This is a genomic window from Caballeronia sp. LjRoot29 (assembly GCF_964252755.1).
Classification (GTDB): domain Bacteria; phylum Pseudomonadota; class Gammaproteobacteria; order Burkholderiales; family Burkholderiaceae; genus Caballeronia.
Map to the genome: position 1 here is coordinate 126648 of NZ_CAXUPU020000008.1, position 24351 is coordinate 150998.

A 24351-nucleotide genomic window follows, 5' to 3' on the forward strand; every position below is an offset into this window, starting at 1 on the left:
CTTGGCAGGAAGTTTACTCCCACTCAACCATGCCGAGTGGTTGGAGGATCGGCTGTGATCGACATGTGCTTTACCCCCCGCCTATTGCTCAGATAATCGAAAGGCGGTGGTGAATTGTCGTTGCTGAGCGATGGGAATACCCAAAGATGTTGCGATAGTTCGCCATTGCGAAATGAGTTGCTGTTGCTCACTGATAATTTCGTCAGCCTCGCTCGTGGACAACCTGAAATAAGGTGCAACCGACCGTGCCAACTCCAAATCAATCGCGCTGTCCGACTCGCTAATGTTCAGTTTCAAGCCATGCGCATGCTGTACGGGATTCATATCGAATGCCGGAGACAGCGCCCACCCCCTGCCCGGCTCGAGCAAGAACCCGTGATTACGCAGGTGGTCATCCGTGTTCGATACCAACAGATTAAAAACGATGCGCGACCATAGCTCACGCAGATCGGCATTGGTACGTGCACCGTCTGTCATCAACACTTGGGCTATCTCAAGATAGCTGGCGCCGGTCGAAGCATCGTCGCCATCCTGACGACCGGTCAGGTTCATTGCAGAGGCAAAGTGCCGCCGCCGTCCGGCTACCGTGCGATCGAAGCGTTTAACCAGGAAGGTGTGATCGGCGCTATTGAAGCGCCGTACCAGTGCGTCGGGAACGTCAAGGCCGCAGGCCTTAGCCAGCGTGTACACCACCATTTCCCATGCGCCGACATCGAACTCATCTCGAACGCTTGGAAACTTCGCAATCCACAGATGGCCGTTTGGATCAACCACACAGGATTTGGGACGGGCACCACCCAAGGAGCCGCCGGGCGCGATCAGCATCCGCAGCCACTCGTCCGCTTCGGTCGCCGTATTGTCCTCGTCGCGCTCCAGAGCCAGGCTCGCGGCCTCGAGTGCGCGCAGCTGAACAAAGGGAGGCGCGGCGATATCGTTCTGATCGTCTAGAAACGGGCCCTCATCGTTGCGACGGAAACGAAGAGCCCCAGCGCGATACATGTCATGCACGCCTAAGAGATAGTCGGATTCGTAGAGCCGAGCCTTAGGATCAACCTGGCCGGCACGCTGCGCGCGCTCAAGACGGCGGCGCATCAGCACTCGTCCCCAGCGATCCGGGCTGGCGTCGGCGAAAACACCAAACGTCTCCTGGCCCGCCGGCGGATACTGTCGGCCTGCGAACCATCCGAGCCGCGGATCGAGTTTAAAACCCGCCATATCGGGACGAGCCAGCGCGTCAGCGTCAAATTCGTACTCGAATACTTCCCGGGCAGCCGCACGATGCGAATAGAGCCTGCCCAAGCGCAGCGGCTCGGCAAGCTCGTCCCAGTCAGCATAAATTCCAACGAACCCCTCCTTCATCTCTCCGGTCCTTTTTTCTTTGAATGAGGAGACTTGAGTAAGGACGCCAGACTTTCAGCGCTCACGAATGCGTGATCCGCCACCCACTCACTGGGGCCGATCGGCTCCGGCATGGTTGGGTTCTGAGGAGAAGATGATGTTCGACGCTCTGGTGGCAACGCCGCAGCCCGCTTTGGTCGGCTTGAGCGCCGCACCAGCGCGGCATCCTGCAAGTCACGACCGAGCGTGTCGTCCGTGAGCAGAAGATCAAGATCCTTCTCAGCGCCCAAGGCCTGCATAACTGCCAGGTAAGCACCCATCGTGACCCCCGAGCTGCCTTTTTCGAGGCTACGCAACGTAATAGGCGTCATGCCCGCACGCTCGGCCACCTGCTTGCCGGTCAAGCGGCGACGCAGGCGCGCTAGCCGCAAACGCTGCCCGAATTGCTGCAAACGCAACTCGGTAGCAGGCAGCAAGGGAGCGGTTTTCTTAGCCATAAAGTCAATATTACAACTTTATCAGGCTAAAAAGGAAAGAATATTTTCCTTTTCACTCCCACTCAATCGTAGCCGGCGGCTTCCCCGAAATATCATAAACAACGCGATTAATCCCTCTAACCTCGTTAATAATCCGGTTCGAAACCTGCCCTAACAATTCATGCGGCAGATGCGCCCATTGCGCGGTCATGAAGTCCAGCGTCTGCACGGCCCTCAGCGCGACCACATATTCATAAGTCCGCCCATCGCCCATGACGCCCACGCTCTTCACCGGCAAGAACACCGCAAAAGCCTGGCTCGTGAGTTCGTACCACGACTTACCCGATTCCTTATCGAAGGTATTCCTCAACGTTTCGATAAAAATCGCATCCGCGTGACGCAGCAACTCAGCGAACTCCTTCTTCACCTCGCCCAGAATCCGCACGCCCAAACCCGGTCCCGGGAACGGATGCCGATAAACCATCGCCGGTGGCAGCCCCAGCTTCACGCCCAATTCGCGCACTTCGTCCTTGAACAATTCGCGCAGCGGTTCAAGCAACTTCAAATTCAGCGTCTCGGGCAACCCACCCACGTTGTGATGGCTCTTGATCGTGTGGCCCTTCTTGCCCTTGCCCGCCGACTCGATCACATCCGGATAGATCGTCCCTTGCGCGAGCCACTTTGCGTCCGCCAGCTTGTTGGCTTCCGTCTGGAACACTTCAACAAACTCAGCGCCAATAATCTTCCGCTTCGCTTCAGGATCAGTCACCCCGGCAAGCTTCGATAAAAACACGTCGCTCGCATCGACATGAATCACCTTCACGCCAAGGTGATCGGCGAACGTCGTCATGACCTGCTCGGCTTCATTCAACCGCAGCAATCCATGGTCAACAAAAACGCACGTCAATTGCGCGCCAATCGCGCGATGCAAAAGCGCCGCCGCCACCGACGAATCCACGCCGCCCGACAACCCCAGGATCACGTGCTCATCGCCGACTTGCGCGCGAATCTTCTCGACCGCTTCGTCGATGTAATGCCCCATCTCCCAATCCGGCCGCGCACCGCACAACTCGAGCACGAATCGATCGAGCATCGCGCGCCCTTGCACGGTATGCGTGACTTCCGGATGCCACTGAAGGCCGTAGAAATGGCGCTCGTCATCGGCCATTGCAGCGATCGGGCAAGCCGGCGTAGAGGCCATCATCTTGAATCCGACGGGCATGTCCGCGACCTTGTCGCCGTGGCTCATCCACACTTTCAGCATGCCGTGACCTTCGGCCGTCTGGAAGTCTTCAATGCCGTTCAGGAAGCTTGTGTGGTTATGCGCCCGCACCTCGGCGTAACCGAATTCACGGACATTGCCAAGTTCGACCTTGCCGCCGAGCTGTACGGCCATCGTCTGCATGCCGTAGCAAATGCCGAGCACGGGCACGCCGAGATCAAACACGGCGCGCGGCGCGCGCGGCGAGCCGAGTTCGGTGACCGAATTCGGGCCGCCCGACAAAATGATGCCCTTCGGCGCGAACTCGCGGATGAATGCGTCGTCGACGTCGTACGGATGGATCTCCGAATACACATGTGATTCGCGGATGCGTCGTGCGATCAACTGGGTGACTTGGGAGCCGAAATCGAGAATCAGGATCTTGTCGTGCATGGCAGCGGCCGGAAGGCGAGTGAACAGAAAAGGTTGGCAAAAAGCGAAAACGATAAAGCACGCAGCAGGAATGAAGTTCCGCGTATCGCCATCGTCAAAGCGTAAGGCAGAAAGTTCAACGGCCGGCGCTCAAAGCCGACCGCAGCAAGACAGGTTCATCGATAAAACGAAACGCTTCGTTCATCGATAAATATTCGACCCACCCAACACAGCACAAATTTTCAGCGTGGATCGCGGCGAACCGGGTCGATAAACTGGCCAGTCACCGGGTCTACGGTACGCCCGGTGACCGGATCGATCGGACGACCCGTTTCAGGATCGATCTTGTGACCGCTGACGGGATCGAATGCGCGGCCCGTGGCGGGATCCAGCGAACGCCCCGTAGCCGGATCGACCACGTGGCCAGTAGCAGGATCAAACGCGGTAGCCGACGGCGCCGGCGCAAGGGGACGAGCAATAGCCTCGCCTACAACGGGCTCGTTATCCCACCGAGGATTCGCCGGCGCAACGGGGTCCGACGACAAAGGCCTCGGCGGCGGCGTGACGCGTTCATCCACCTTGGTCTTCGCCGCCCGCTTCTCGGCACGCTCAGCCGCGGCAGCGCCGGCCAGCGCGGCGCGCTCACGCCGCCGCACCGCGCCTGACAGCCTTACGCTGCCAAGCCCCAGCACCAGCATGGCCACGCCAACCAGCGCCGCGACCACCTGACCAAACCCCGTCAGCTCGGGCGTATGCAGTCCCAGAAGCCAAACCATCATCACGAGGCCCGACAACCACTCCACATGTCCCGATACCTTCGCGGCAGTCGCGGTCAGCGCACCATCGATAGCAGCATGAACCGCGAGCCACGCAATCCCGATCAGCGCGATCCCGAACAACTGTCCGATAAACGGCGGCTGCACGGTCACCAGATGCATCGATGCCCACAAAGCTGTCCATGGCGTGAGCAGGAACAGCACGCCAAAGGCCAGGAAAATCAGTGCATTGATGACAAGAACAGCGCGCAGCAGCGGTTTCATGGTCAGTCCACGTGGTAGTTGGGCGCTTCCTTCGTGATCTGCACGTCGTGCACGTGCGACTCGCGCATGCCGGCACCCGTGATCTGGACGAATTCGGCTTTATCGTGCATTTCGGCGATATTGCGGCAGCCGCAATATCCCATGCTCGCCCGGACGCCGCCGACCACCTGGAACAGGATGGCGTTGACCGAGCCCTTATAGGCGACCTGCCCTTCAATGCCTTCCGGCACGAGCTTGTCGATATTCGCCGAGTTGTCCTGGAAATACCGGTCCGCGGCACCGTCTTTCATCGCGCCGACCGAACCCATGCCGCGATACGCCTTGAACTGGCGGCCCTGGAACAGGAACACGTCGCCGGGCGATTCTTCGGTGCCGGCCAGCATGCTGCCCATCATCACCGCGTCCGCGCCGGCTGCGAGCGCTTTGCTGACATCGCCGGAAAAACGGACGCCGCCATCCGAGATCACCGGCACGCCCGAGCCGCGCAACGCGTCCGACACGTTAGCCACTGCCGTAATTTGCGGAACGCCCACACCCGCCACGATCCGCGTCGTGCAGATTGAACCCGGGCCGATACCGACCTTCACGCCATCGGCGCCGTATTCCACAAGCGCCTTGGCGGCCGCAGCCGTGGCGATATTCCCGCCGATCACTTCAATGTGCGGATAGTTCTGCTTCACCCAGCGCACGCGTTCAAGCACGCCCTGACTGTGACCGTGCGCCGTATCCACCACGATGATGTCCACGCCCGCCGCCGACAGTGCCTCGACGCGCTCTTCGTTCTCCGGACCCACGCCCACTGCCGCGCCGGCGCGCAGCTTGCCGTGTTCGTCCTTGCAGGCATCCGGGTGTTCGGTTTGCTTGGTGATGTCCTTGACCGTCATGAGGCCGCGCAATTCAAACGCGTCGTTGACGACCAGCACGCGTTCCAGCCGATGACTGTGCATCAGCGCCTTGGCTTCGGCGAGCGGCGTGCCTTCCTTGACGGTCACAAGACGCTCACGCGGCGTCATGATCTTGCGCACTTCGTCGTCGAGACGTTCTTCGAAACGCAGATCCCGGTTCGTCACAATGCCGATCAGTTGCGGCCCTTCCACCACCGGAAAGCCGGAAATGCCGTGCTGTCGCGTGAGCGCAATCACGTCGCGCACTTTCATTTGCGGCGGAACGGTGATCGGGTCGCGCACGACGCCTGATTCGAAGCGCTTTACTTTGGCGACTTCGCGGGCCTGTTCGGCAGCGGTAAGGTTCTTGTGAATGATGCCGACGCCGCCGAGCTGGGCCATCGCAATAGCGAGCCGGCCTTCGGTGACTGTGTCCATGGCGGCGGACAACAGGGGCATATTCAGGGATATCTTGCGGGTAACCTGTGTTTTCAGGCTGGTGTCGCGCGGGAGAACGTTGGAAAACGCGGGCACGAGGAGCACGTCATCGAACGTGAGTGCTTTCTGGATCAGACGCATGGCAAATCCTATGGGCGCAAAACCGAATTATACCGATAGTTCCCCGGATTTTCACTGACCGAACAGCAGCTTACGCGGCGCTTCCCGTTTTTCGCCGCAATTTACGGGCCTTGGACGCGTGACCGATTTACCCCGCGGTTTCGCTTTTTCGCTCGATTAGCGTTCGATACAAGTTCGGTTTTGCGAAACCAGGGAAGCATGGGGCATTGCCTTACCGCGCTTCCTTACGCGTCCACCGGCGCCCTTCTATGGACCCGCCGCGCCGCGTCTTCTCGACCCGCCTTTGCCGCGCGACCTTCGGATCGACCTTTAACGGCCGATAAATCTCCACCCGGTCGTGATCAGCAAGCACGGCATCCAGCGTCTGGATCTTTCCAAAAACGCCCACTTTCTGCACAGTCAGATCGATCTCGGGAAACTGCGCGAGCAAACCACTGGCGTCGATAGCCTCCCGCACCGTCACGCCTTCGCCCAGAGAAAGCGCGCAAATCGCACTCTTTCCCTCCGGCAACGTATAACAAACCTCGACGGAGAGCGCCATCATTTCCCATACCGCTGATCGGCGCGCTTCACGAACGAATCCACGAACGTGTGCGCAATGTGACTAAACACCGGCCCGATGATCTTCTCGAGAATGATGTTCGAAAATTCGTAGTGCAGCGCGAACTCGATCTTGCAAGCATCGGCACGCAACGGCGTGAACCGCCAGTAACCGGTGAACTTCTTGAAAGGGCCGTCCATGAACTCCATATCGATGGTGGTCGGCCGCGTATGGACGTTGCGCGTAGCGAAATGCTGCTTGATGCCCTTGAAATTGATGTGGATCTTCGCTTCCATGCTGTGTTCGTCGTGGCGGCCTACTTCTACGCCTCCACACCATGGCAAAAAATTCGGGTAATCGGGGACATCGGTGACGAGGTCGAACATCTGCTCTGCAGAATGGCGAATCAATACAGTTTTCTGGACATCTGCCATAAAGGGCGCAACGCGTGGCAAGAGTGGGAAGCTTTGCGGGCTTTACCTCGCCCGCGCTGCTAAAATCAGGATTTTAAACGAGTTAGGCACTTTTCATTCATGAGCATCATCGACAACAGAAAAGCCTTCTTCGATTACTTCATCGAAGATCGCTACGAGGCCGGGCTCGTGCTGGAAGGGTGGGAAGTCAAGGCGCTCCGGGCCGGCCGCGGCCAGATCAAGGAAGGTTACGTCATCATTCGTGACGGTGAACTGTTCCTGATCGGCGCGCACATCAGCCCGTTGCCTGAAGCATCGACCCACATCCATCCAGACCCGGTCCGCACACGCAAGCTGCTGCTGCATAGCGAAGAGATCTCGAAGCTCATCGGCAAGGTCGAGCAAAAAGGTCATACGCTCGTGCCGCTGAACTTCCATTACAAAGGCGGTCGCGTGAAATGCGAAATCGGTCTCGCGAAGGGCAAGAAGCTTCACGACAAACGCGAAACCGAGAAAAAACGCGACTGGGAACGCGAAAAAGCGCAAATCATGCGCGGTGCCAAGCATTGAGCACCATCAGCATGACAGTGAGCATATCCAATGCAAAAAGGGCGTCGACCAGATAGTCGACGCCCTTTTTTCTTAACGTTAGCCGGCTCAGCTAACGCGAGATTTCAGCTCTTACGAATCACGCCGCCACCGGCTCCGTCGGCCTTGATGATGCTCAGCGCCGACGCGATCATCGAACTCATCTCCGACAAATTCCCGGGCACGATCAGCGTATTGCCCTGCTTGGCGATGTTCCCGAACGCAGTGACATATTGCTCGGCGACCTTCAGGTTGACCGCTTCCATGCCGCCGGATGTTTGTATCGCTGCGCCAATCTTCTCAATCGCCTGAGCATTCGCAACGGCCACTGCCAGAATGGCCGACGCCTCGCCTTCAGCCTGGTTAATCTGCGCCTGACGTTCACCTTCGGACTTGTGAATGGCCGCTTCGCGTGCGCCCCACGCGATATTAATCTGCTCCTGCTTGCGACCTTCGGACGCAGCAATCACCGCACGCTTCTCACGCTCGGCCGTGATTTGCGCCTGCATCGCGTGCAGGATTTCCTTCGGCGGCGTCAGATCCTTGATTTCATAACGCAGCACCTTTACGCCCCAGTTCGCCGCGGCCTGATCGAGCGACGTGACGATGCTGTGGTTGATGTAGTCGCGTTCTTCGAAAGTCTTGTCGAGTTCCAGCTTGCCGATCACCGAACGCAGCGTGGTCTGCGACAACTGCGTGATCGCGTAGATGAAGTTGCTCGATCCGTACGACGCTTTCATGGCGTCCGTCACCTGGAAGTACAGCACGCCGTCCACCTGCAACTGCGTGTTGTCGCGCGTGATACAGACCTGGCTCGGCACTTCGAGCGGAATTTCCTTCAGCACGTGCTTGTAGGCCACGCGGTCGATGAACGGCAGGACGATGGTCAGCCCCGGCGTGAGGGTCGCGTGATAGCGCCCGAGCCGTTCCAGCACCCATGCGTGTTGTTGCGGCACGATCTTGATCGTCTGCGCGGCAATCGCGATGACGATGATCAACAAAATAGCCCCGATGATAGTCACGTCCATCTCTACTCCTTGTTATGCGTGTCTTGCCTGTCTTATTGGCCTACTTTGGGAAAGCTGAAACCCCGGTCCAGCGTCTCAGCGTTTTGCCGCCACCACCAGCGTATTACCGGAAAATGCCGTGATCCTGTACATGTGTGCGCCTTCGGTTTCCCCCGGCGCCAGTTCAATGTCCCATTCCGCTCCGCGATACAGCGCCCGCGCGCGGCCTTCATGCCACTCATTCACCTTCAACGTCTCGCCAATGTCCAGGTTCACGCCCGGATCATGCGATGCATCGCGTCGAGTGACATGACCCAGCTTCGAACGCCGTAACACAGTGACCGCGATCATCGCGACCAACGCAGCCACGAGCAGTTCGATCTCCAGTCCCGCTCCAAAGAAATGCGCGATCCCGCCCGCGATGAAACCAATCGCCACCATCAACAGATAAAACGTGCCGGACATCAACTCGAGCAACACGAGCACCCCGGCGCCGATCCACCAGAAAAGTCCGTTAGCAGCCATGCGTTACCTCCAAACAAAAACACCCCGGAACGTCCGGGGTGTTATAGCACGCTTACTGTTTTGAAAGGTTCATACTCTTTCGATCCAGCCGCATGTTTCACATCTTGCGCCGAGCTAGTGCGCTTACTTGTTCAAAGCCTTCGCCAGCGTCTTCCATGTATCGATGATCGTGTCCGGGTTCAGCGACATCGACTCAATGCCTTCCTTCGCAAGCCATTCGGCGAGGTCCGGATGGTCCGACGGGCCTTGACCGCAAATGCCCACGTACTTGCCGAGCCGCAGACACGTTTCAATCGCGCGCTTCAGCATGAACTGCACCGCCGGGTCGCGTTCGTCAAAATCAATTGCGAGCAATTCCATGCCCGAATCGCGGTCCAGACCCAGCGTGAGCTGCGTCAAGTCATTCGATCCGATCGAGAAACCGTCGAAGAATTGCAGGAACTCCTCGGCAAGAATCGCGTTCGACGGAATCTCGCACATCATGATCAACCGCAGACCGTTGACGCCGCGCTTCAGGCCAAACTTCTCGAGCAGGCCAACGACCTTCTCAGCCTGTGCCAGCGTACGTACGAACGGCACCATGATCTCGACGTTATCGAGGCCCATTTCTTCGCGCACTTTCTTCAACGCGATGCATTCCATCTGGAAGGCTTCAGCGAAGTCTTCCGAGATATAACGCGACGCGCCACGGAAGCCGAGCATTGGGTTCTCTTCGTCCGGCTCATAACGCGAACCGCCGATCAGCTTCTTGTACTCATTCGACTTGAAATCGGACAGACGCACGATCACCGGCTTCGGATAGAAAGCCGCCGCGATCGTCGCGATACCTTCAGTCAACTTGTCGACATAAAACGCGCGCGGCGATGCATGACCACGCGCCACGCTTTCCACGGCTTTCTTCAAGTCGGCATCAACATTCGGGTACTCGAGAATCGCCTTCGGATGCACGCCGATGTTGTTGTTGATGATGAACTCAAGCCGCGCCAGACCCACGCCTGCATTCGGCAGATGCGAGAAGTCGAAGGCGAGCTGCGGATTGCCGACGTTCATCATGATCTTGACCGGAATCTCGGGCAGTTCGCCGCGCTCGACTTCGGTCACTTCGGTTTCGAGCAAGCCGTCGTAGATCTTGCCTTCGTCGCCTTCAGCGCACGACACCGTCACCAGCTGGCCTTCCTTCAGGATGTCGGTTGCATCGCCGCAACCCACTACTGCCGGGACGCCCAGTTCGCGTGCAATGATGGCCGCGTGACAAGTCCGTCCGCCGCGATTCGTCACAATAGCCGATGCGCGCTTCATCACCGGCTCCCAGTTCGGGTCGGTCATGTCGGCTACCAGCACGTCGCCGGGCTGCACGCGATCCATCTCCGACGGATCGCGAATCACGCGCACCGGACCTGCACCAATCTTCTGGCCGATCGCGCGGCCGGTTGCCAGTACGTTCGACTGGCCCTTCAGCTTGAAGCGCATTTCAGCCTTGCCCGCAGCCTGGCTCTTCACCGTCTCGGGACGTGCCTGGAGAATGAAGATCTTGCCGTCGCGGCCGTCCTTGCCCCACTCGATGTCCATGGGACGCTGATAATGCTTTTCGATGATCACCGCGTACTTCGCGAGCTGGATCACGTCTTCGTCGGTGATGGAGAAGCGGTTGCGCTGCTCGTGCGATACGTCGACGGTCTTCACGCGGCCGGCTTCGCCAGCGTTGGTGAATTCCATCTTGATGAGCTTCGAGCCGATCGAACGTCGGATGATGGGGTACTTGCCTTGTTCGAGCGTGGTTTTGAAGACATAGAACTCGTCCGGGTTCACGGCGCCCTGCACGACCGTTTCGCCCAGGCCGTAGCTCGACGTAATGAACACGGCGTCTTTAAAACCCGATTCGGTGTCGAGCGTGAACATCACGCCGGCTGCGCCCACGTCCGAGCGGACCATGCGCTGCACGCCTGCCGACAACGCGACTTCAGCGTGCGTAAAACCCTTATGCACACGATACGAAATAGCGCGGTCGTTATACAGCGACGCGAACACGTGCTTCATGCGATCGAGCACTTCGTCGATGCCAACCACGTTCAGATAACTTTCCTGCTGACCCGCGAACGATGCGTCCGGCAAGTCTTCAGCGGTCGCCGACGAACGCACGGCGAACGAAAGCTCTTCCGGCGAGCCGTTTTGCAGCGTGTCAAAGCCTTTGCGGATCAATTCTTCGAGGCGCGGTTGCATCGGCGCGTCGACGATCCATTGACGGATTTCCTTGCCGGCTTCGGCCAGGGCTTTCACGTCGTCTACGTCGAAGAGTTCCAGACGTTTGGCGATGCGATCGGTCAGGTTGTTGTGATGCAGGAAGTCGCGAAACGCCTGCGCCGTGGTCGCAAAACCTGTTGGCACCTGCACGCCTGCTTCGGCGAGCTGGCTGATCATCTCGCCGAGTGATGCGTTCTTGCCGCCGACAATGTCGACGTCGGTCATTCGCAACTGCTCGAATGGCACTACATACGCCTGGTCCTTTGCAACGTTAGCTTCGTTAGTCATGTAAGCCCCTAAGGTGGATGGAATTCACGATCATGCAAGTGGGCTCGTAACGGCGGCGCTCATTGGAAGCGCATACCGTAACCTGCATAACCTGTTTGATAAGCACATGCTGCATCGCTGAAAAACACAGCTTCGAAAGACATCGATATCGGTTAAAACTGCCCATAAAAACTACGTTTTGTTTCTAAAACGCACCAATGAGCGGTAACTTCCGTGAATCGATGATTAATCGTTCGCAATTGCTTATCGAACAGGTTGCCGCTATTCTACCGTGCTAACTCTTCGAAATGTTTCATCGCGGGGCATAAAAGCACCGAGCAATGAGGCCCTTCACACGCCAATGGTATGACGGCGCACATCGGGCATTTTAGTGGATGCGTAGTTTGAAGATATTCGCCTGAACGCCGCTCGCCGCCCGTCGTTGCCGCGGCTTGCATGAGGGCTTTTTGCGGACCTTTTGCAGACCTGTTGCAGACCTTTCGCGCAGATCTGCTGACCGTCCCGCAAGTTGCTCCCGTGAGTTGCATTCTCCGATCATAATCACCGTCAGTTCAATTACGTCACTCAACGCCGATGCCGCCCACCGTATTCATCGTTTCCGATGGCACCGGGATCACTGCCGAAACATTCGCGCATTCGATCCTGTCCCAGTTCGACCAGAAATTCCGGCTCGTGCGCGTGCCGTTTGTCGATTCGACCGAGAAGGCGCATGCGACCATCGCGAAGATCAACGAGGCCGTGTCGCTGGATGGCCGCCGGCCGATCGTGTTCACTACGCTTGTTGACAGCGCGTCCAACGAGATCGTGCAGCGCTCGAATGCGCTGGTGCTGAACATGTTCCAGACTTTCATCGAACCGTTGGAACTGGAACTCGACATCAAGTCGACGCACGCAATGGGCCGGGTCCACCAGAACGCGGATACCGACGAATACAAGAATCGGATCGAAGCGATCAATTTTTCGCTCGCGCACGACGACGGCCAGTCGAATCGCAATCTCTCCGATGCCGATGTGATTCTGGTTGGCGTATCACGCAGCGGCAAGACGCCGACGTCGCTTTATCTGGCGATGCAGTACGGTGTCAAGGCCGCGAACTATCCGCTGATTCCGGAAGACTTCGAACGCGGGCGGTTGCCTACGCCGTTGTTGCCGTATCGGGAGAAAATGTTCGGATTGTCGATTGATCCGCAGCGGCTGGCGGAGATTCGCAACGAGCGGCGGCCGGGGAGTAAGTACGCTGCGCTGGAAAATTGCCGCTATGAAATCAACGAAGCCGAAGCGATGATGAAACGCGAAGGGGTCAAGTGGTTATCGTCGACGCATAAGTCGATTGAGGAAATCGCTACGACTATCCTGCAGGAGATTCGGTTGGAGCGGCCTTCGTACTACTAGGTTTTGCTCGCGCCGGTGGACGGGGTTTGGGTTCTTGAGGGCAGCGGTCGGGGTTGGTGCCAGGTTGCTGCTTTCCAGGTTTTCGCGGGTTCCGTTCTGGCTGATCTTTTTCGCTCTATTAGCCACTGCGCGTGGCAGCGCGTCATTTCTTTTTCCAAAGCGAAAAAGAAATGAAGCAAAGAAAACGCTTTCACCGCTCTACCCTAAGTGTCCACAGCGTGCAGTTTTCATTCATGGGTGCCCCAAAAGCACGGTGCTCGCCAGAGCCACCGATGTGTGAAACCCTCCTTCTCCGAACACGGATACCCCACGCTTCGCCGCCAGTGATTGAACCTGCTTCTGGTCCACCCCGCGCTATCCGCGGACAACCTCCCGCGATGCACATCTCCTAGCGCAGGCGCTGCTGACGGCACTGCTCGAAGATGCAGATCGCCGCAGCCGCCGCCACATTCAGCGACTCCATCCCGCCCGGCTGAGGTATCGTCACTCGCAACGTTGCGTGGTCGCGCCAGAACGGCGAAACACCCGCCCCCTCATTGCCCATGACCCAAGCCACACGCCCAGACAAATCGGCATCGTAGATCGCCTCCGCACCATGCGAATCAGTGATCGTCACGCGTACTTCAGGCGAGAGTCGCGTCGTTAATTCCGCCGGCTCAACGTCCTCGTAAATGCCCAGCAGGAAATGCGCGCCCATCGCCGAGCGCAGCACCTTCGATGACCACGCATACACCGTCCCGGGCGCGCAAAACACATGCTGAATGCCAGCCGCCGCCGCACTCCGCAAAATGGATCCGACATTGCCAGCATCCTGGATACCATCGAGAACCAGACACGTCTCTGCAATGCGCTCAGGCAACAACAGCTCAAGCTTCTCGACCAGCAACACCATCCCTATGCCATGCACGACGCTCGATAGCTGTCCGAACAAAGCATCAGGTAACGTATAGACGTGCGCAGGATCCATCCGATCGACAATCTGCCGCGCTTCCTCATGCTGAAGCGCACCCTCGGTCACAACGCACGTCTCAGGTTGCCCAGCTGCATCAAGATATGCGCTGGCCAGATGCAGCCCCTCGAGCAACGCGTGACCACTGCGACGCTGCTGCGCGGTCGATCCGGCGAGCGCCTTCAGCCGCTTGTAAAGCGGGTTATCCCGCGAGGTAATGGATTTCACTGGGGGAATTCAGAACGGAGGAGAGTCGATGCCCTGTTCCGCAGCAGCCGCTTCCAGCGCCTGCGCAGCAACAACCGGCAGCGGCAGACCGAAGCGCGCGTGCGCTTCACGAACGGGCGCAAACGAACGCCGATGATGCTCGCAAGGGCCATGTTCAAGCAACGCCCTCAAGTGCTGCGGCGTGCCGTAACCGGCGTGGGCATCGAAACCATAAACGGGATGGACATCGTGCAATTGCAGCAGCATCCGGTCGCGCGTGACCTTGGCCAGAATTGACGCTGCAGAGATCTGCGCAATCAACGCGTCGCCACCAATGACCGCCACCGAACGCATCGACAATTGAGGACACCGGTTGCCATCGATCTTCGCCACCGTCGGCGCGACCGACAGCCCTTCCACCGCTCGTTTCATCGCGAGCATGGTAGCGTGGAGAATGTTGATCGTATCGATTTCCTCGACCGTCGCCGAAGCCACGCAATAGGCCAGCGCCCGGTCGATGATCTTCTCGTACAACTCCTCGCGCTTCTTGGCGCTCAGCACCTTCGAGTCGTCAAGTCCGCGAATTTTAGGTTTCGATGGATCGAAGATCACCGCCGCCGCAACCACAGGACCGGCCAGCGGGCCACGGCCGGCTTCGTCCACGCCGCAAATGACGTCGGACGGCATATCGACATCAAAGTCGAACGCAGGCTGCACCGCCCGCCGAACCGCGCCTTTCACGACGATCTTCGCCATTACCGCGGCCTCCTCGTTTCCAGCAACTGCGCCACCGCCTCCGCCGCACGCTGAGCCGTGTTCTGACGTAACGCGTGGTGCATTTCCGTGAAGATTTCCGTCAGTGTCGCGCGGTTTGCATCGTCGTTCAACTGTTTCAGCGTCGCGTCCGCCAGCGCTTCGGGTGTCGCGAAATGCTGCAGAATTTCCGGCACGACAAACCGCCCGGCCAGGATGTTCGGCAAGCCGACATACGGCAAATAACCCTGCCGCTGCATGATCTGGCCCGTCAGCCAAGGCACCTTGTATGAGATGACCATCGGCTTCTTGAGCAATGCCGCTTCCAGCGTCACCGTGCCGCTCTTGACCAGAATGGCGTCGGCGGCAGTCATCGCAACCTGGGCCTTGCCTTCAGTAATCGTCAGCGAGAGATTCGGATGCGCGGCCACCAGTGGCTGCAACAGTTCGCGCAACGCGGCATTCGCCGCCGGCATCACGAAACGCACGCCCGGTTCGCGAAGCTGCATGAGCTCCATGGCGTCGAAAAACGTAGGGCCGATCAACGCGATCTCCGAACGTCGACTGCCCGGCAACACTGCGATGATCGGACCGCCTTCCGGCAAGCCCAATGCGCGGCGCGCGCCCTCAACGTCAGGCACGAGCGGAATTTCATCGGCGAGCGGATGGCCCACGTAGGTAGACGCAATGCCCGCCTTCTCCATCAGCGCCGTTTCGAACGGGAACACGCACAGCATGTGATCGACTGCTTTGACGATCTTCTTGATCCGGCCGCCGCGCCATGCCCAGATCGACGGACACACGAAATGCACCGTCGGAATACCGGCATCGCGCAACGCGTGTTCGAGACCAAAATTGAAATCGGGCGCATCCACGCCAATGAACACCGACGGCGGTTCCGCAAGCAGTTGCCGCTTGAGCTCGTTGCGGATGCCAAGGATCTCGGGAATATGCTTCAGCGCTTCGACATACCCGCGCACGGTGAGCTTGTCCATCGGCCAGTGGGCATCGAAACCGGCCGCCGTCATGCGTGGACCACCAATCCCGTTGAACTGCGTCCCGGCCGGCAAGCGCTGGTTCAGACCCTCAAGCAGGGAAGCCGCGAGCAGATCTCCCGACGGCTCGCCCGCCACCATCGCTACGCGCAGAGGGGCGGGAGCCAGCGTCATTGGGCGCTCGGTCAACGGATGATGCCGCGCTGCGACGCGTCGATGAAATCAGCCAGCGCCGTGACAGGCGCATCACCATCGCCACCTGCAGACGCGAGTTCGCGCAATTGCACCTTCGCTTCTTCGAGCGTCGCGCCGCTCTTGTACAACACGCGATACGCCGAACGCAGCGCGGAAATAGCCTCAGCCGAAAAACCGCGCCGGCGCAGCCCTTCCACATTGATACCGTGCGGTTCAGCCTTGTTACCGGCAGCAATCACAAACGGCGGGATGTCCTGCACAAGCGCGGACGCGCCACCCAGCATGGAATGCGCGCCGATGCGCACGAACTGATGCACGCCCGACATGCCGCCCACAATGGCGTGGTCGCCAATGATCACGTGCCCCGCCAGTTGCGCGTTGCTCGACATGATGACGTTGTTACCCAACTGGCAGTCATGGCCCACATGCACGTACGCCATGATCCAGTTGTCGTCGCCGATGGTGGTAACGCCCGTATCCTGCACCGTGCCGGTATGAATGGTCGTGAATTCGCGGATAGTATTGCGGTCGCCAATCACAAGCCGGGTCGGCTCGTCCTTGTACTTCATGTCCTGCGGCCGGCCGCCGACCGATGCGTAATGGCCGATGCGGTTATCGCTGCCGAGGACCGTATGCCCTTCAATGACGCTATGCGAGCCGATAGTCGTGCGCGCGCCAATCTGCACGTGCTGGCCGATGATCGCGTACGGGCCGACTTCGACGGATTCGTCGAGCTGCGCGCCCGGCTCGATAATCGCGGTAGGGTGAATCTTGCTCATGCGCCCTCGCTTGGGTGTTCTGTTGCTGAGTTTGCCCTGCTCTGCCGCGCCTTTTATGGCGTGCCAGGCGTCTTCGTGTCGGCGGCCGTGTTCTTTACGGTGCACATCAGTTCGGCTTCCGCTGCCACTGCGCCGTCCACTTCGGCACGCGCGCTGAACTTCCAGATGCCGCGCATATAGCGCTCGAAGTTCACGTTCAGGATCAGCTGATCGCCGGGTTCGACCACGCGCTTGAAGCGCGCCTTGTCGATGCCCACGAAGTAATACAGAGTCGTTTCAGGATCGTGCGGTTCCTTTTCCTCGGCGAACGTCAGGAGCGCGGCTGCCTGCGCAAGCGCTTCAAGAATCAGCACGCCGGGCATCACGGGCCGTGTCGGGAAGTGACCCTGGAAATACGGCTCGTTGATCGACACGTTCTTCAGCGCTTTGATGCTCTGATGCGGCGTGAGTTCGAGTACACGATCGACGAGCAGGATCGGATACCGATGCGGCAGCAACGTGAGGATCTTGTGAATGTCTAGATTGATTTTTTCGGTGCTCATAGTCGTTCTGCTCGCGCGCTTCACAGCGCGGGTGTTGACTGCGAGACCGCTTGTCAGAACCTAACAAACGGACTCGCGTGGGATGCCGGTTTTTACCGTCTTAGTGCTTGCCTGAAGTGCTGCCCGGGATGTTATCCGCGGTGTTATCCGGGTTGGTGCCCGCAGCTACGGTCGCTTCAAGCGTCTTGATGCGTTCGCGCAACTTGTCCAGATTGCGCACAATGGCGGCGCTCTTGTTCCAGTCGGCGTGATTCACGGCAGGGAACGCGCTGGTGTACATGCCCGGCTTCAGCAGCGATTTCGATACGCCCGACTGCGCCGTGACAATCACGTAATCCGCCAGCGTCACGTGGCCCGCGATGCCCACTGCGCCGCCGATCATGCAATGCCGCCCGATGTTCGTGCTGCCCGCAATGCCCGCGCAGCCTGCAATCACGGTATAAGCGCCGATCCGGCAATTATGCCCGATCTGGACCTGATTATCGATCTTGACGCCTTCCTCGATCACCGTGTCGGCCATAGCGCCCCGGTCGATCGTGGTGTTTGCACCGATCTCCACGTCCTGCGCGACAACCACCGCGCCGACTTGCGGGATCTTGACCCAGCTACCGGTGCGCGCGTCGCCGTCGCCGACGAAATCCGCGGCAAAGCCAAAACCGTCCGCACCGATTACCGCGCCTGCATGCACGATCACGCGCGCGCCGAGCTTACAGCCATGATAGACAATCACGTGAGGATAAAGATGGACGTCATCGGCCAGCTTCACGCCCCGGCCAATACTCACGCCCGCGTCCAGTTTCACACGTTCGCCAATCTCAGCGCCCGCGTCCACGCTCACGTGCGGCCCGATCACGGCACTCGCCGCCACCTTCGCACCCGGATGAATAAACGCCGTGGGATGCACGCCGGGTTCGACCGGCGGCGTGGCGAGGTCGATGAAAACCTGCGCCACACGTGCAAAATAAGCGTAGGGATTTGCCGTGACGATAAAGTTACGCCCTTCCGGCGCCGCCACTTTTTCCAGGTCCGCTGGGGAAATCAGCACCGCACCGGCCTGCGTGCTTTCCACTTGAGACAGATATTTCTGGTTCGCGAGGAAAGCGAGTTGCGTGGGGCCCGCTTTGTCGAGCGGCGCGAGGCCATTCACGCGATGCGCTGCATCGCCTGCTATGTCTCCGCCGAAGCGCTGCGTCAGTTCACCCAGTGAAATCGTGCTGTCTGATGCCATCCGATACCGCTCCCGATCAGTTCGAACTGCTAGCTGGATTGGTCGACAGGCTCGCCTGATTTGCGGCCAGCGCCTTCAGCACCTGATCGGTGATGTCGATACGCGGACTGACGTACACTGCTTCCTGCACGATCAGGTCGTAATGCTGCGCTTCGGCAATCTGCTTGATGACCTTGTTCGCCTTGTCCAGCACTGCAGCAAGTTCTTCGTTACGACGCTGGTTCAAGTCTTCGCGAAATTCGCGTTGTTTGCGCTGGAAGTCCTGGTCGAGCTGCGACAAATCGCGTTGCTTGGCAGCACGGTCGGCAGGCGCCATGGTGGCGCCGTTCTTGTCCATCGCGTCCGACATGGTCTTCAGACGTGCTGCCATGTCCTGCAATGCCTTGTCGCGCTTCGAAAATTCCAGTTCGAGCTTGCTCTGCGCAGCCTTGGCCGCTGCCGACTCACGCAAGATTCGATCGGAGTTGACGGCTGCAATCCGGGTCTCTTGCGCGTCCGCCGTGGCGGCACCCATCAGGCCGAGCGTCACCGACATAACAAGCGCCAACGCTACATGTTTCGAAAGCTTACCGGTTCGCAAAGTCTTCCTCACGTTACTTATTTACTCCACTGACTTGTCTTGCTCAATCCGTTGAATCAAGGCACGCAATCAGATCACCCAGTTAAGCCACTGCGTCCGGCGCCCCGGTTCCGCAACAAGAGCGGAAAACCGGGCCACCAACACATCCTGATCGCGGTTTAGAACGCCGTACCGATCTGGAACTGGAACTTCTGATACTGGTCGCCGGCATGCTTCGTCACCGGGAAACCCAGGCTCAACTTGAGCGGGCCGATTGGCGAGATCCACGCGAGACCGAAACCGTAACCATACCGCAGGCCGTTCGCGCCCGTGCTGGTACCGCCCTGACCCGGATCGCCCCAGACGTTACCGCCGTCGAGGAAGGTAAAGACGCGCAACGTGCGGTCATAACCCGTACCCGGCAACGGGAAGGTCAACTCGATGTTACCCACGGCCATGCGCGAACCACCGATCGGGTCGCCCGTGGTCGTGTCACGCGGACCCAGCGAGCTCGGTTCATACCCGCGAACCGAGCCGATACCGCCAGCATAGTAGTTCTTGAAAATTGGGTACGTCTGGCCTTGCAGGCCCTTACCGTAGCCACCCTGCAAGTTGAAGCCGAGTACGAAGCCGCGCGCGAACGAATAGTAATACTGCGCTTGCGCGTCGGCCTTGATGTAGGTGGTGTTACCCGCCGGCGTACCGTATTCGAAGTTCGTCTGCGTGTAATAACCGCGGCTCGGGACCAGCGCGCTATCACGATTGTCACGCGACCAGCCCACCGTCACCGGCACGTTGTTCACGACGCGGCCGAATTCCTTCACGTAATCGATATAACTTTGCGGCGTAGCGGAATCGATATCGAGCGTGTTCTGCTCAAGACCCGCACCGAAGTAGACAGTGTCCTGCTCCGAGAACGGAATGCCGAACTTCAGGTCACCACCAATGGTAACGATCTTGAAGCTGGAATCCGTGGAGTAATACAGCGGCTGATACGTGCGGTAGTACAGGTCGGTAATACGCTTGATGCCGTCGATGGTGAAGTACGGATCGACTTGCGTCACCGTCAGCGTCCGATACGTCTTGGCCGTGTTGATATTCACCGAAAGGCTGGTACCCGAACCGAACACGTTGTCCTGCGACACACCGGCCGACAGCACCACCTTGTCCGTTGACGAGAAACCCGCGCCGAGCGTAATCGCGCCGGTTGGCTTTTCAGCGACCTTCACGTCCACGTCCACCTGGTCGTTCGTGCCTTCGACCGGAATCGTGGTCACGTCGACATCGGTAAAGTAGCCGAGACGGTTCACGCGATCCTTCGACAACGCCAGCCGGCTCGAATCGAACCACGAGCTTTCGAGCTGACGCATTTCGCGACGCACCACTTCGTCACGGGTACGCGTATTGCCGACGATGTTCACGCGCCGCACATACACGCGACGGCTCGGATCCACATTCAGCGTCAGGTCAACGGTGTGCTCAGCTTGATTGATCTGCGGCTGGGCATTGACCTGCGCGAACGCATAACCATATTCGCCGAGCTTGTCGACGATGGCCTTCGTGGTCGCCTGCAGCTTTTCGGCCGAGAAACGGTCACCTGGTTTGATCTTGATGAGTTTGGTCAACTCGGCCGAGCGGTCAAGCAGATTACCCGAGAGCTTGATCGCGCTGATCTTGTACGGTTCGCCTTCGTGCAGCGCGATCGTCAGGTACATGTCCTTCTTGTCGGGCGAGATGGACACCTGCGTCGAGTCGATGTTGAACTCGAGATAACCGCGATTCAGGTAGTACGAGCGTACGTTTTCAAGGTCGCCCGTGAGCTTGTCCTTCGCGTACAAGTCGTTCTTCGTGTACCACGAGAACCAGTTCGGCGTGGACAGCTGCATCTCGTCGCGCAGCGTGCTCGTGCTGACCGCCTTATTGCCGATGAAGTTGATCTGGCGGATCTTCGCGCTCGGACCTTCAGCCACCGAAAACAGGATCTGCACGCGGTTACGGTCGACCGGCGTCACGGTAGTCGTGACTTCGGCTGCATAGAACCCGCGCGTCAGGTATTGACGCTTGAGTTCCTGCTCGGCTTTGTCGACGAGTGCCTTGTCGTACGAGCGGCCCTGCGACAAGCCCACTGCGCGCAACGCCTTCGTTAGGTTGTCCTTTTCGAACTCGTGGATCCCGGAGAAGTCGATCTGCGAAATGGCCGGACGCTCCTGCACCTGCACCACCACCACGTTGCCCTGTGTGGCGATCTGGACGTCGTTGAAGAAGCCCGTTGCATAAAGCGCGCGAATTGCTTCGGAGGCTTTGTCGTCGGTGAACGTGTCGCCCTGCTTGATAGGCAAGTAGGCGAATACCGAACCGGGTTCAATGCGCTGAAGGCCGTCAATCCGGATGTCCTGCACGACAAACGGCGTTGTCGCGTGCGCCGCCATTCCGGTTGCGGCCAATGCTGCGGCCACAGCCGACTTAGGAACAAAGCGATGAGGTTTGAACAACGTGCTTCCCCAGTGTGTATAGCTGCATCAAGCCGGACGGCGTTCGTTCAAGCGCCGCCAGACAAGATGGAAAAGGATCAAGGTGAACGCCCAAGCCGGATCAAAAGCGGATCAGACGGGCAAGGTCATTGAAGAGTGCGATCATCGACAACGCAACGATGCAAACAAGACCCGCCCGCTGCAAAACCAGTTGCCAGCGATCTGACACGGCCTTGCCGGTTGCGGCTTCAACCAAATAATATAACAGATGCCCACCGTCAAGAACCGGAATCGGTAACAAGTTCAAGACGCCGAGACTAATACTCACGAGCGCGAGGAATGAAAGAAACGCCGACAATCCAAGCCGCGCGCTCTTGCCGGCGTAGTCGGCGATCGTCACCGGCCCCGAAAGATTTTTCAGCGATGCTTCGCCCGTGATCATCCGCCCGAACATGCGCAGCGAATAAATGCTGATGTCCCAGGTCCGCTTCACGCCCAGCTGCAGGCTTTCGACCGGACCGTAACGCACGTCCACCGACGGAATCCGGGTCGCGAGCGACGCGCCGATCCGGCCGACATCGCGGTGCGTGGCAGTGTCCTGCTTGAGCTCCGGCACGATCTGCACTACGCGCTGCGCGCCGTTGCGCTCAACGGTCAGCGAGACCGGCTTACCCGGACGATGCTGCACGTACTCGATAAAACCCATCGCGTTATCGATCTTTTTACCGTCGATAGCGCGCAACACATCGCCGGCCTGCAAGCCCGCTTTCGCGGCCGCGCTGCCCGCTTCCACACCGGCTACCGCCAACGTTCCGCCACCCGGCTCGAAACCGAGTTTGTCCATGAAATCCTGGTCGACATCCTGATCGTCGATCTTGCCCACGCTCACCGGGAAATCGAACGTGCCGCTGTTCGTCCTGGCCGTCAGCACCACCCGGCGATGATCAAATGACGCGTCGAGCAGTTTCCAGCGCAGGTCGGACCATGAGCGCACCTTATGCGTCTCGCCGCTTGCATCGCTGTCACTCTGCACATCGCGCATTGAAACGACTGTCTCGCCGCCCTCGAAGCCCGCCTTGGCGGCAACGGTATTGGGCGCGGGCGTGGCGATAATGGCAGCAGGCTCCGACACGCCACCCGCGAACACGCCGGCAAACAGCAAGATGGCGAGGATGAAGTTCGCCACCGGTCCCGCGATAACAATGGCGATCCGCTTGAACACCGGCTGACGATTGAATGCGCGCGGCAAATCGGCTTCGGGAATGCTCGTTTCCGCTTCGCGCTCGTCGAGCATCTTCACGTAGCCGCCGAGCGGCAGCGCCGAAATCGTCCATTCGGTGCCACTGGTCTTGCTGACCCATTTCACGAGCGGCTTGCCGAACCCGACCGAAAATCGCAGGACCTTGACGCCGCACATCCGCGCGACGCTGTAATGGCCGAACTCGTGGACGACGACCAGCACGCCGATAGCCACCACAAATGCAACGATTTCGATCAGGAAGTTCATGGCGACCTCAATGCAGGACGCGTTCGGCGTGCGGCGCGTCGGCTGTCAGCAAAGCAGCGAACTCGCCTGCCAGGCGACGCGCTTCGGCATCGGCGGCGAGCACTTCATCGAGCGTGGATGCACTGCCGTTCGGCAACGCATTCAGTACGCGCTCGACCACGTCCCCGATCGCCATGAAGCCGATACGGCGAGCAAGGAACGCCTCCACCGCGACCTCGTTGGCCGCGTTGAGCGCCGCGCTCGCGGTGCCGCCGGCTTCCAGCGCCTGCAGCGCGAGCGCGAGGCAAGGGAAACGTTTCAGGTCAGGCTTCTCGAAGGTAAGTGTTGCAATTTGTGCAAGATCAAGTTGAGCAACGCCTGAATCCACACGCTCCGGAAACGCCAGCGCATAGGCGATCGGCGTACGCATGTCGGGGTTGCCGAGCTGCGCGAGCACGGAACCGTCCGCGTATGAAACCAGAGAATGAATCACGCTTTGCGGATGGATCAGCACTTCAATGCGCGAACCCGGAACGTTGAAGAGCCAATGGGCCTCGATTACTTCGAGGCCCTTGTTCATCATCGTGGCGGAATCGACGGAAATCTTGCGGCCCATGGCCCAGTTCGGGTGCTTGCAGGCTTCGTCGGGCGTGACGCGGCGCAGAGTAGACGGATCGCGGGTGCGGAACGGGCCGCCGGACGCTGTCAGGATGATCTTCGATACCCCGCCGTGCAGCGCTATCTCACGCGGCATGCACTGGAATACCGCATTGTGCTCGCTATCGACGGGCAGCAGGACTGCGTTGTTGTCGTGCACCGCGTCGATGAAAATCTTGCCCGACATGACCAGCGCTTCCTTGTTGGCCAGCAGGATGCGCTTGCCCGAACGCGCGGCAGCCAGCGTAGGCGCCAAGCCGGCAGCACCGACAATAGCCGCGACCACCGTGTCGCAACTCGCGCTCTCGGAGACGTCCACAAGCGCTTGCGGACCGTAGCTCACCTCGGTCTTGCAGCCTTGGGCGCGCAGCGCGGCGGCGACCTTCGCTGCTGTATCGGCGTCACCGACCACGGCCACTTCCGGCTGGAACTGCACACACTGGTCGACGAGCTTGTCGCCGTTGCGATGCGCGGTCAGCGCGTAGACCTTGAAGCGGTCCGGATGCCGTCCCACGACGTCGAGCGTGCTTTCGCCGATCGAGCCCGTGGAACCGAGCAGAGTCAGACGTTTTTGCATAATTCCTT

General features: G+C 59.3%; 22 protein-coding genes. 2 read left to right on the forward strand and 20 right to left on the reverse strand.

The window, feature by feature from the left end:
* Positions 1 to 81 precede the first annotated feature (81 nt).
* The 7 genes from ACSQ83_RS12195 to ACSQ83_RS12225 form a co-directional block, all read right to left on the reverse strand.
* Positions 82 to 1359 (reverse strand): type II toxin-antitoxin system HipA family toxin, encoded by a 1278-nt coding sequence (locus ACSQ83_RS12195; RefSeq protein WP_436228292.1) that lies wholly within the window; start codon positions 1357 to 1359, stop codon positions 82 to 84.
* Complete coding sequence (locus ACSQ83_RS12200; protein ID WP_436228293.1) at positions 1356 to 1835, reverse strand: helix-turn-helix domain-containing protein; 480 nt, start codon at positions 1833 to 1835, stop codon at positions 1356 to 1358. The genes ACSQ83_RS12195 and ACSQ83_RS12200 overlap by 4 nt, the downstream gene beginning before the upstream one ends.
* 52 nt (positions 1836 to 1887) lie before the next feature.
* Positions 1888 to 3468, reverse strand: coding sequence for a glutamine-hydrolyzing GMP synthase (gene guaA, locus ACSQ83_RS12205; RefSeq protein ID WP_436228294.1), 1581 nt, complete (start codon positions 3466 to 3468; stop codon positions 1888 to 1890).
* Positions 3469 to 3689: 221 nt separating this feature from the next.
* Entirely contained in the window at positions 3690 to 4487 is a 798-nt protein-coding gene (locus ACSQ83_RS12210) for a hypothetical protein (RefSeq protein ID WP_436228295.1), read from the reverse strand.
* A 2-nt stretch (positions 4488 to 4489) separates the two neighbouring features.
* A complete protein-coding gene (guaB, locus tag ACSQ83_RS12215; RefSeq protein ID WP_436228296.1) occupies positions 4490 to 5950 on the reverse strand; it encodes an IMP dehydrogenase in 1461 nt (486 codons plus the stop codon).
* Between the two features lie 211 nt (positions 5951 to 6161).
* The gene (locus tag ACSQ83_RS12220; RefSeq protein WP_436228297.1) at positions 6162 to 6494 is read right to left on the reverse strand and encodes an RnfH family protein; all 333 of its coding nucleotides are present in this window, start codon (positions 6492 to 6494) and stop codon (positions 6162 to 6164) included.
* On the reverse strand, positions 6491 to 6925 hold the full coding sequence (locus ACSQ83_RS12225; protein WP_414948376.1) for a type II toxin-antitoxin system RatA family toxin: 435 nt from the start codon (positions 6923 to 6925) through the stop codon (positions 6491 to 6493). Before ACSQ83_RS12225 ends, ACSQ83_RS12220 begins: the two co-directional genes overlap by 4 nt.
* Before the next feature lie 99 nt (positions 6926 to 7024).
* Between ACSQ83_RS12225 and smpB the strand changes: the two genes are divergently transcribed.
* Entirely contained in the window at positions 7025 to 7474 is a 450-nt protein-coding gene (gene smpB, locus ACSQ83_RS12230; RefSeq protein WP_047896703.1) for an SsrA-binding protein SmpB, read from the forward strand.
* A gap of 104 nt (positions 7475 to 7578) precedes the next feature.
* Here smpB and ACSQ83_RS12235 read toward each other — a convergent pair whose 3' ends face one another.
* The 3 genes from ACSQ83_RS12235 to ppsA all read right to left on the reverse strand — a co-directional run bounded on the left by ACSQ83_RS12235 (position 7579) and on the right by ppsA (position 11553).
* Positions 7579 to 8520, reverse strand: a complete 942-nt coding sequence (locus ACSQ83_RS12235) for an SPFH domain-containing protein (protein ID WP_414948375.1) — start codon at positions 8518 to 8520, stop codon at positions 7579 to 7581.
* Between the two features lie 75 nt (positions 8521 to 8595).
* Positions 8596 to 9024 (reverse strand): NfeD family protein, encoded by a 429-nt coding sequence (locus ACSQ83_RS12240; RefSeq protein WP_414967002.1) that lies wholly within the window; start codon positions 9022 to 9024, stop codon positions 8596 to 8598.
* 123 nt (positions 9025 to 9147) lie between these two features.
* Positions 9148 to 11553, reverse strand: a complete 2406-nt coding sequence (gene ppsA / locus ACSQ83_RS12245) for a phosphoenolpyruvate synthase (protein WP_414948373.1) — start codon at positions 11551 to 11553, stop codon at positions 9148 to 9150.
* A 573-nt stretch (positions 11554 to 12126) separates the two neighbouring features.
* Between ppsA and ppsR the strand changes: the two genes are divergently transcribed.
* Positions 12127 to 12945, forward strand: a complete 819-nt coding sequence (gene ppsR, locus ACSQ83_RS12250) for a posphoenolpyruvate synthetase regulatory kinase/phosphorylase PpsR (RefSeq protein ID WP_062086846.1) — start codon at positions 12127 to 12129, stop codon at positions 12943 to 12945.
* Positions 12946 to 13333: 388 nt separating this feature from the next.
* Here ppsR and ACSQ83_RS12255 read toward each other — a convergent pair whose 3' ends face one another.
* The 10 genes from ACSQ83_RS12255 to ACSQ83_RS12300 form a co-directional block, all read right to left on the reverse strand.
* Entirely contained in the window at positions 13334 to 14122 is a 789-nt protein-coding gene (locus tag ACSQ83_RS12255) for a TrmH family RNA methyltransferase (protein WP_414967001.1), read from the reverse strand.
* A 9-nt stretch (positions 14123 to 14131) separates the two neighbouring features.
* Positions 14132 to 14788, reverse strand: a complete 657-nt coding sequence (gene rnhB / locus ACSQ83_RS12260) for a ribonuclease HII (RefSeq protein WP_436228339.1) — start codon at positions 14786 to 14788, stop codon at positions 14132 to 14134.
* Positions 14789 to 14856: 68 nt separating this feature from the next.
* Positions 14857 to 16023, reverse strand: coding sequence for a lipid-A-disaccharide synthase (gene lpxB / locus ACSQ83_RS12265; RefSeq protein ID WP_414948371.1), 1167 nt, complete (start codon positions 16021 to 16023; stop codon positions 14857 to 14859).
* Positions 16024 to 16034: 11 nt separating this feature from the next.
* Entirely contained in the window at positions 16035 to 16823 is a 789-nt protein-coding gene (gene lpxA / locus ACSQ83_RS12270) for an acyl-ACP--UDP-N-acetylglucosamine O-acyltransferase (RefSeq protein ID WP_414948370.1), read from the reverse strand.
* A 53-nt stretch (positions 16824 to 16876) separates the two neighbouring features.
* Entirely contained in the window at positions 16877 to 17365 is a 489-nt protein-coding gene (gene fabZ / locus ACSQ83_RS12275) for a 3-hydroxyacyl-ACP dehydratase FabZ (RefSeq protein WP_299715542.1), read from the reverse strand.
* 100 nt (positions 17366 to 17465) lie between these two features.
* Positions 17466 to 18593, reverse strand: coding sequence for a UDP-3-O-(3-hydroxymyristoyl)glucosamine N-acyltransferase (gene lpxD, locus ACSQ83_RS12280; RefSeq protein WP_436228298.1), 1128 nt, complete (start codon positions 18591 to 18593; stop codon positions 17466 to 17468).
* Between the two features lie 16 nt (positions 18594 to 18609).
* Positions 18610 to 19128, reverse strand: a complete 519-nt coding sequence (locus tag ACSQ83_RS12285; protein WP_414948368.1) for an OmpH family outer membrane protein — start codon at positions 19126 to 19128, stop codon at positions 18610 to 18612.
* 203 nt (positions 19129 to 19331) lie between these two features.
* Positions 19332 to 21644, reverse strand: a complete 2313-nt coding sequence (gene bamA, locus ACSQ83_RS12290; protein ID WP_436228299.1) for an outer membrane protein assembly factor BamA — start codon at positions 21642 to 21644, stop codon at positions 19332 to 19334.
* Between the two features lie 100 nt (positions 21645 to 21744).
* On the reverse strand, positions 21745 to 23130 hold the full coding sequence (gene rseP, locus ACSQ83_RS12295; RefSeq protein WP_436228300.1) for an RIP metalloprotease RseP: 1386 nt from the start codon (positions 23128 to 23130) through the stop codon (positions 21745 to 21747).
* A 7-nt stretch (positions 23131 to 23137) separates the two neighbouring features.
* The gene (locus tag ACSQ83_RS12300) at positions 23138 to 24343 is read right to left on the reverse strand and encodes a 1-deoxy-D-xylulose-5-phosphate reductoisomerase (RefSeq protein ID WP_436228301.1); all 1206 of its coding nucleotides are present in this window, start codon (positions 24341 to 24343) and stop codon (positions 23138 to 23140) included.
* Between the last annotated feature and the right edge of the window lie 8 nt (positions 24344 to 24351).

What these genes read in the sequence shown, in the direction of transcription:
- ACSQ83_RS12195 (WP_436228292.1), bottom strand. Translation starts at nt 1,359, where the DNA reads ATGAAGGAGGGGTTCGTTGGAATTTATGCTGACTGGGACGAGCTTGCC.
- ACSQ83_RS12200 (WP_436228293.1), bottom strand. Translation starts at nt 1,835, where the DNA reads ATGGCTAAGAAAACCGCTCCCTTGCTGCCTGCTACCGAGTTGCGTTTG.
- guaA (WP_436228294.1), bottom strand. Translation starts at nt 3,468, where the DNA reads ATGCACGACAAGATCCTGATTCTCGATTTCGGCTCCCAAGTCACCCAG.
- ACSQ83_RS12210 (WP_436228295.1), bottom strand. Translation starts at nt 4,487, where the DNA reads ATGAAACCGCTGCTGCGCGCTGTTCTTGTCATCAATGCACTGATTTTC.
- guaB (WP_436228296.1), bottom strand. Translation starts at nt 5,950, where the DNA reads ATGCGTCTGATCCAGAAAGCACTCACGTTCGATGACGTGCTCCTCGTG.
- ACSQ83_RS12220 (WP_436228297.1), bottom strand. Translation starts at nt 6,494, where the DNA reads ATGATGGCGCTCTCCGTCGAGGTTTGTTATACGTTGCCGGAGGGAAAG.
- ACSQ83_RS12225 (WP_414948376.1), bottom strand. Translation starts at nt 6,925, where the DNA reads ATGGCAGATGTCCAGAAAACTGTATTGATTCGCCATTCTGCAGAGCAG.
- smpB (WP_047896703.1), top strand. Translation starts at nt 7,025, where the DNA reads ATGAGCATCATCGACAACAGAAAAGCCTTCTTCGATTACTTCATCGAA.
- ACSQ83_RS12235 (WP_414948375.1), bottom strand. Translation starts at nt 8,520, where the DNA reads ATGGACGTGACTATCATCGGGGCTATTTTGTTGATCATCGTCATCGCG.
- ACSQ83_RS12240 (WP_414967002.1), bottom strand. Translation starts at nt 9,024, where the DNA reads ATGGCTGCTAACGGACTTTTCTGGTGGATCGGCGCCGGGGTGCTCGTG.
- ppsA (WP_414948373.1), bottom strand. Translation starts at nt 11,553, where the DNA reads ATGACTAACGAAGCTAACGTTGCAAAGGACCAGGCGTATGTAGTGCCA.
- ppsR (WP_062086846.1), top strand. Translation starts at nt 12,127, where the DNA reads ATGCCGCCCACCGTATTCATCGTTTCCGATGGCACCGGGATCACTGCC.
- rnhB (WP_436228339.1), bottom strand. Translation starts at nt 14,788, where the DNA reads ATGCCGTCCGACGTCATTTGCGGCGTGGACGAAGCCGGCCGTGGCCCG.
- lpxB (WP_414948371.1), bottom strand. Translation starts at nt 16,023, where the DNA reads ATGACGCTGGCTCCCGCCCCTCTGCGCGTAGCGATGGTGGCGGGCGAG.
- lpxA (WP_414948370.1), bottom strand. Translation starts at nt 16,823, where the DNA reads ATGAGCAAGATTCACCCTACCGCGATTATCGAGCCGGGCGCGCAGCTC.
- fabZ (WP_299715542.1), bottom strand. Translation starts at nt 17,365, where the DNA reads ATGAGCACCGAAAAAATCAATCTAGACATTCACAAGATCCTCACGTTG.
- lpxD (WP_436228298.1), bottom strand. Translation starts at nt 18,593, where the DNA reads ATGGCATCAGACAGCACGATTTCACTGGGTGAACTGACGCAGCGCTTC.
- ACSQ83_RS12285 (WP_414948368.1), bottom strand. Translation starts at nt 19,128, where the DNA reads ATGTCGGTGACGCTCGGCCTGATGGGTGCCGCCACGGCGGACGCGCAA.
- rseP (WP_436228300.1), bottom strand. Translation starts at nt 23,130, where the DNA reads ATGAACTTCCTGATCGAAATCGTTGCATTTGTGGTGGCTATCGGCGTG.
- ACSQ83_RS12300 (WP_436228301.1), bottom strand. Translation starts at nt 24,343, where the DNA reads ATGCAAAAACGTCTGACTCTGCTCGGTTCCACGGGCTCGATCGGCGAA.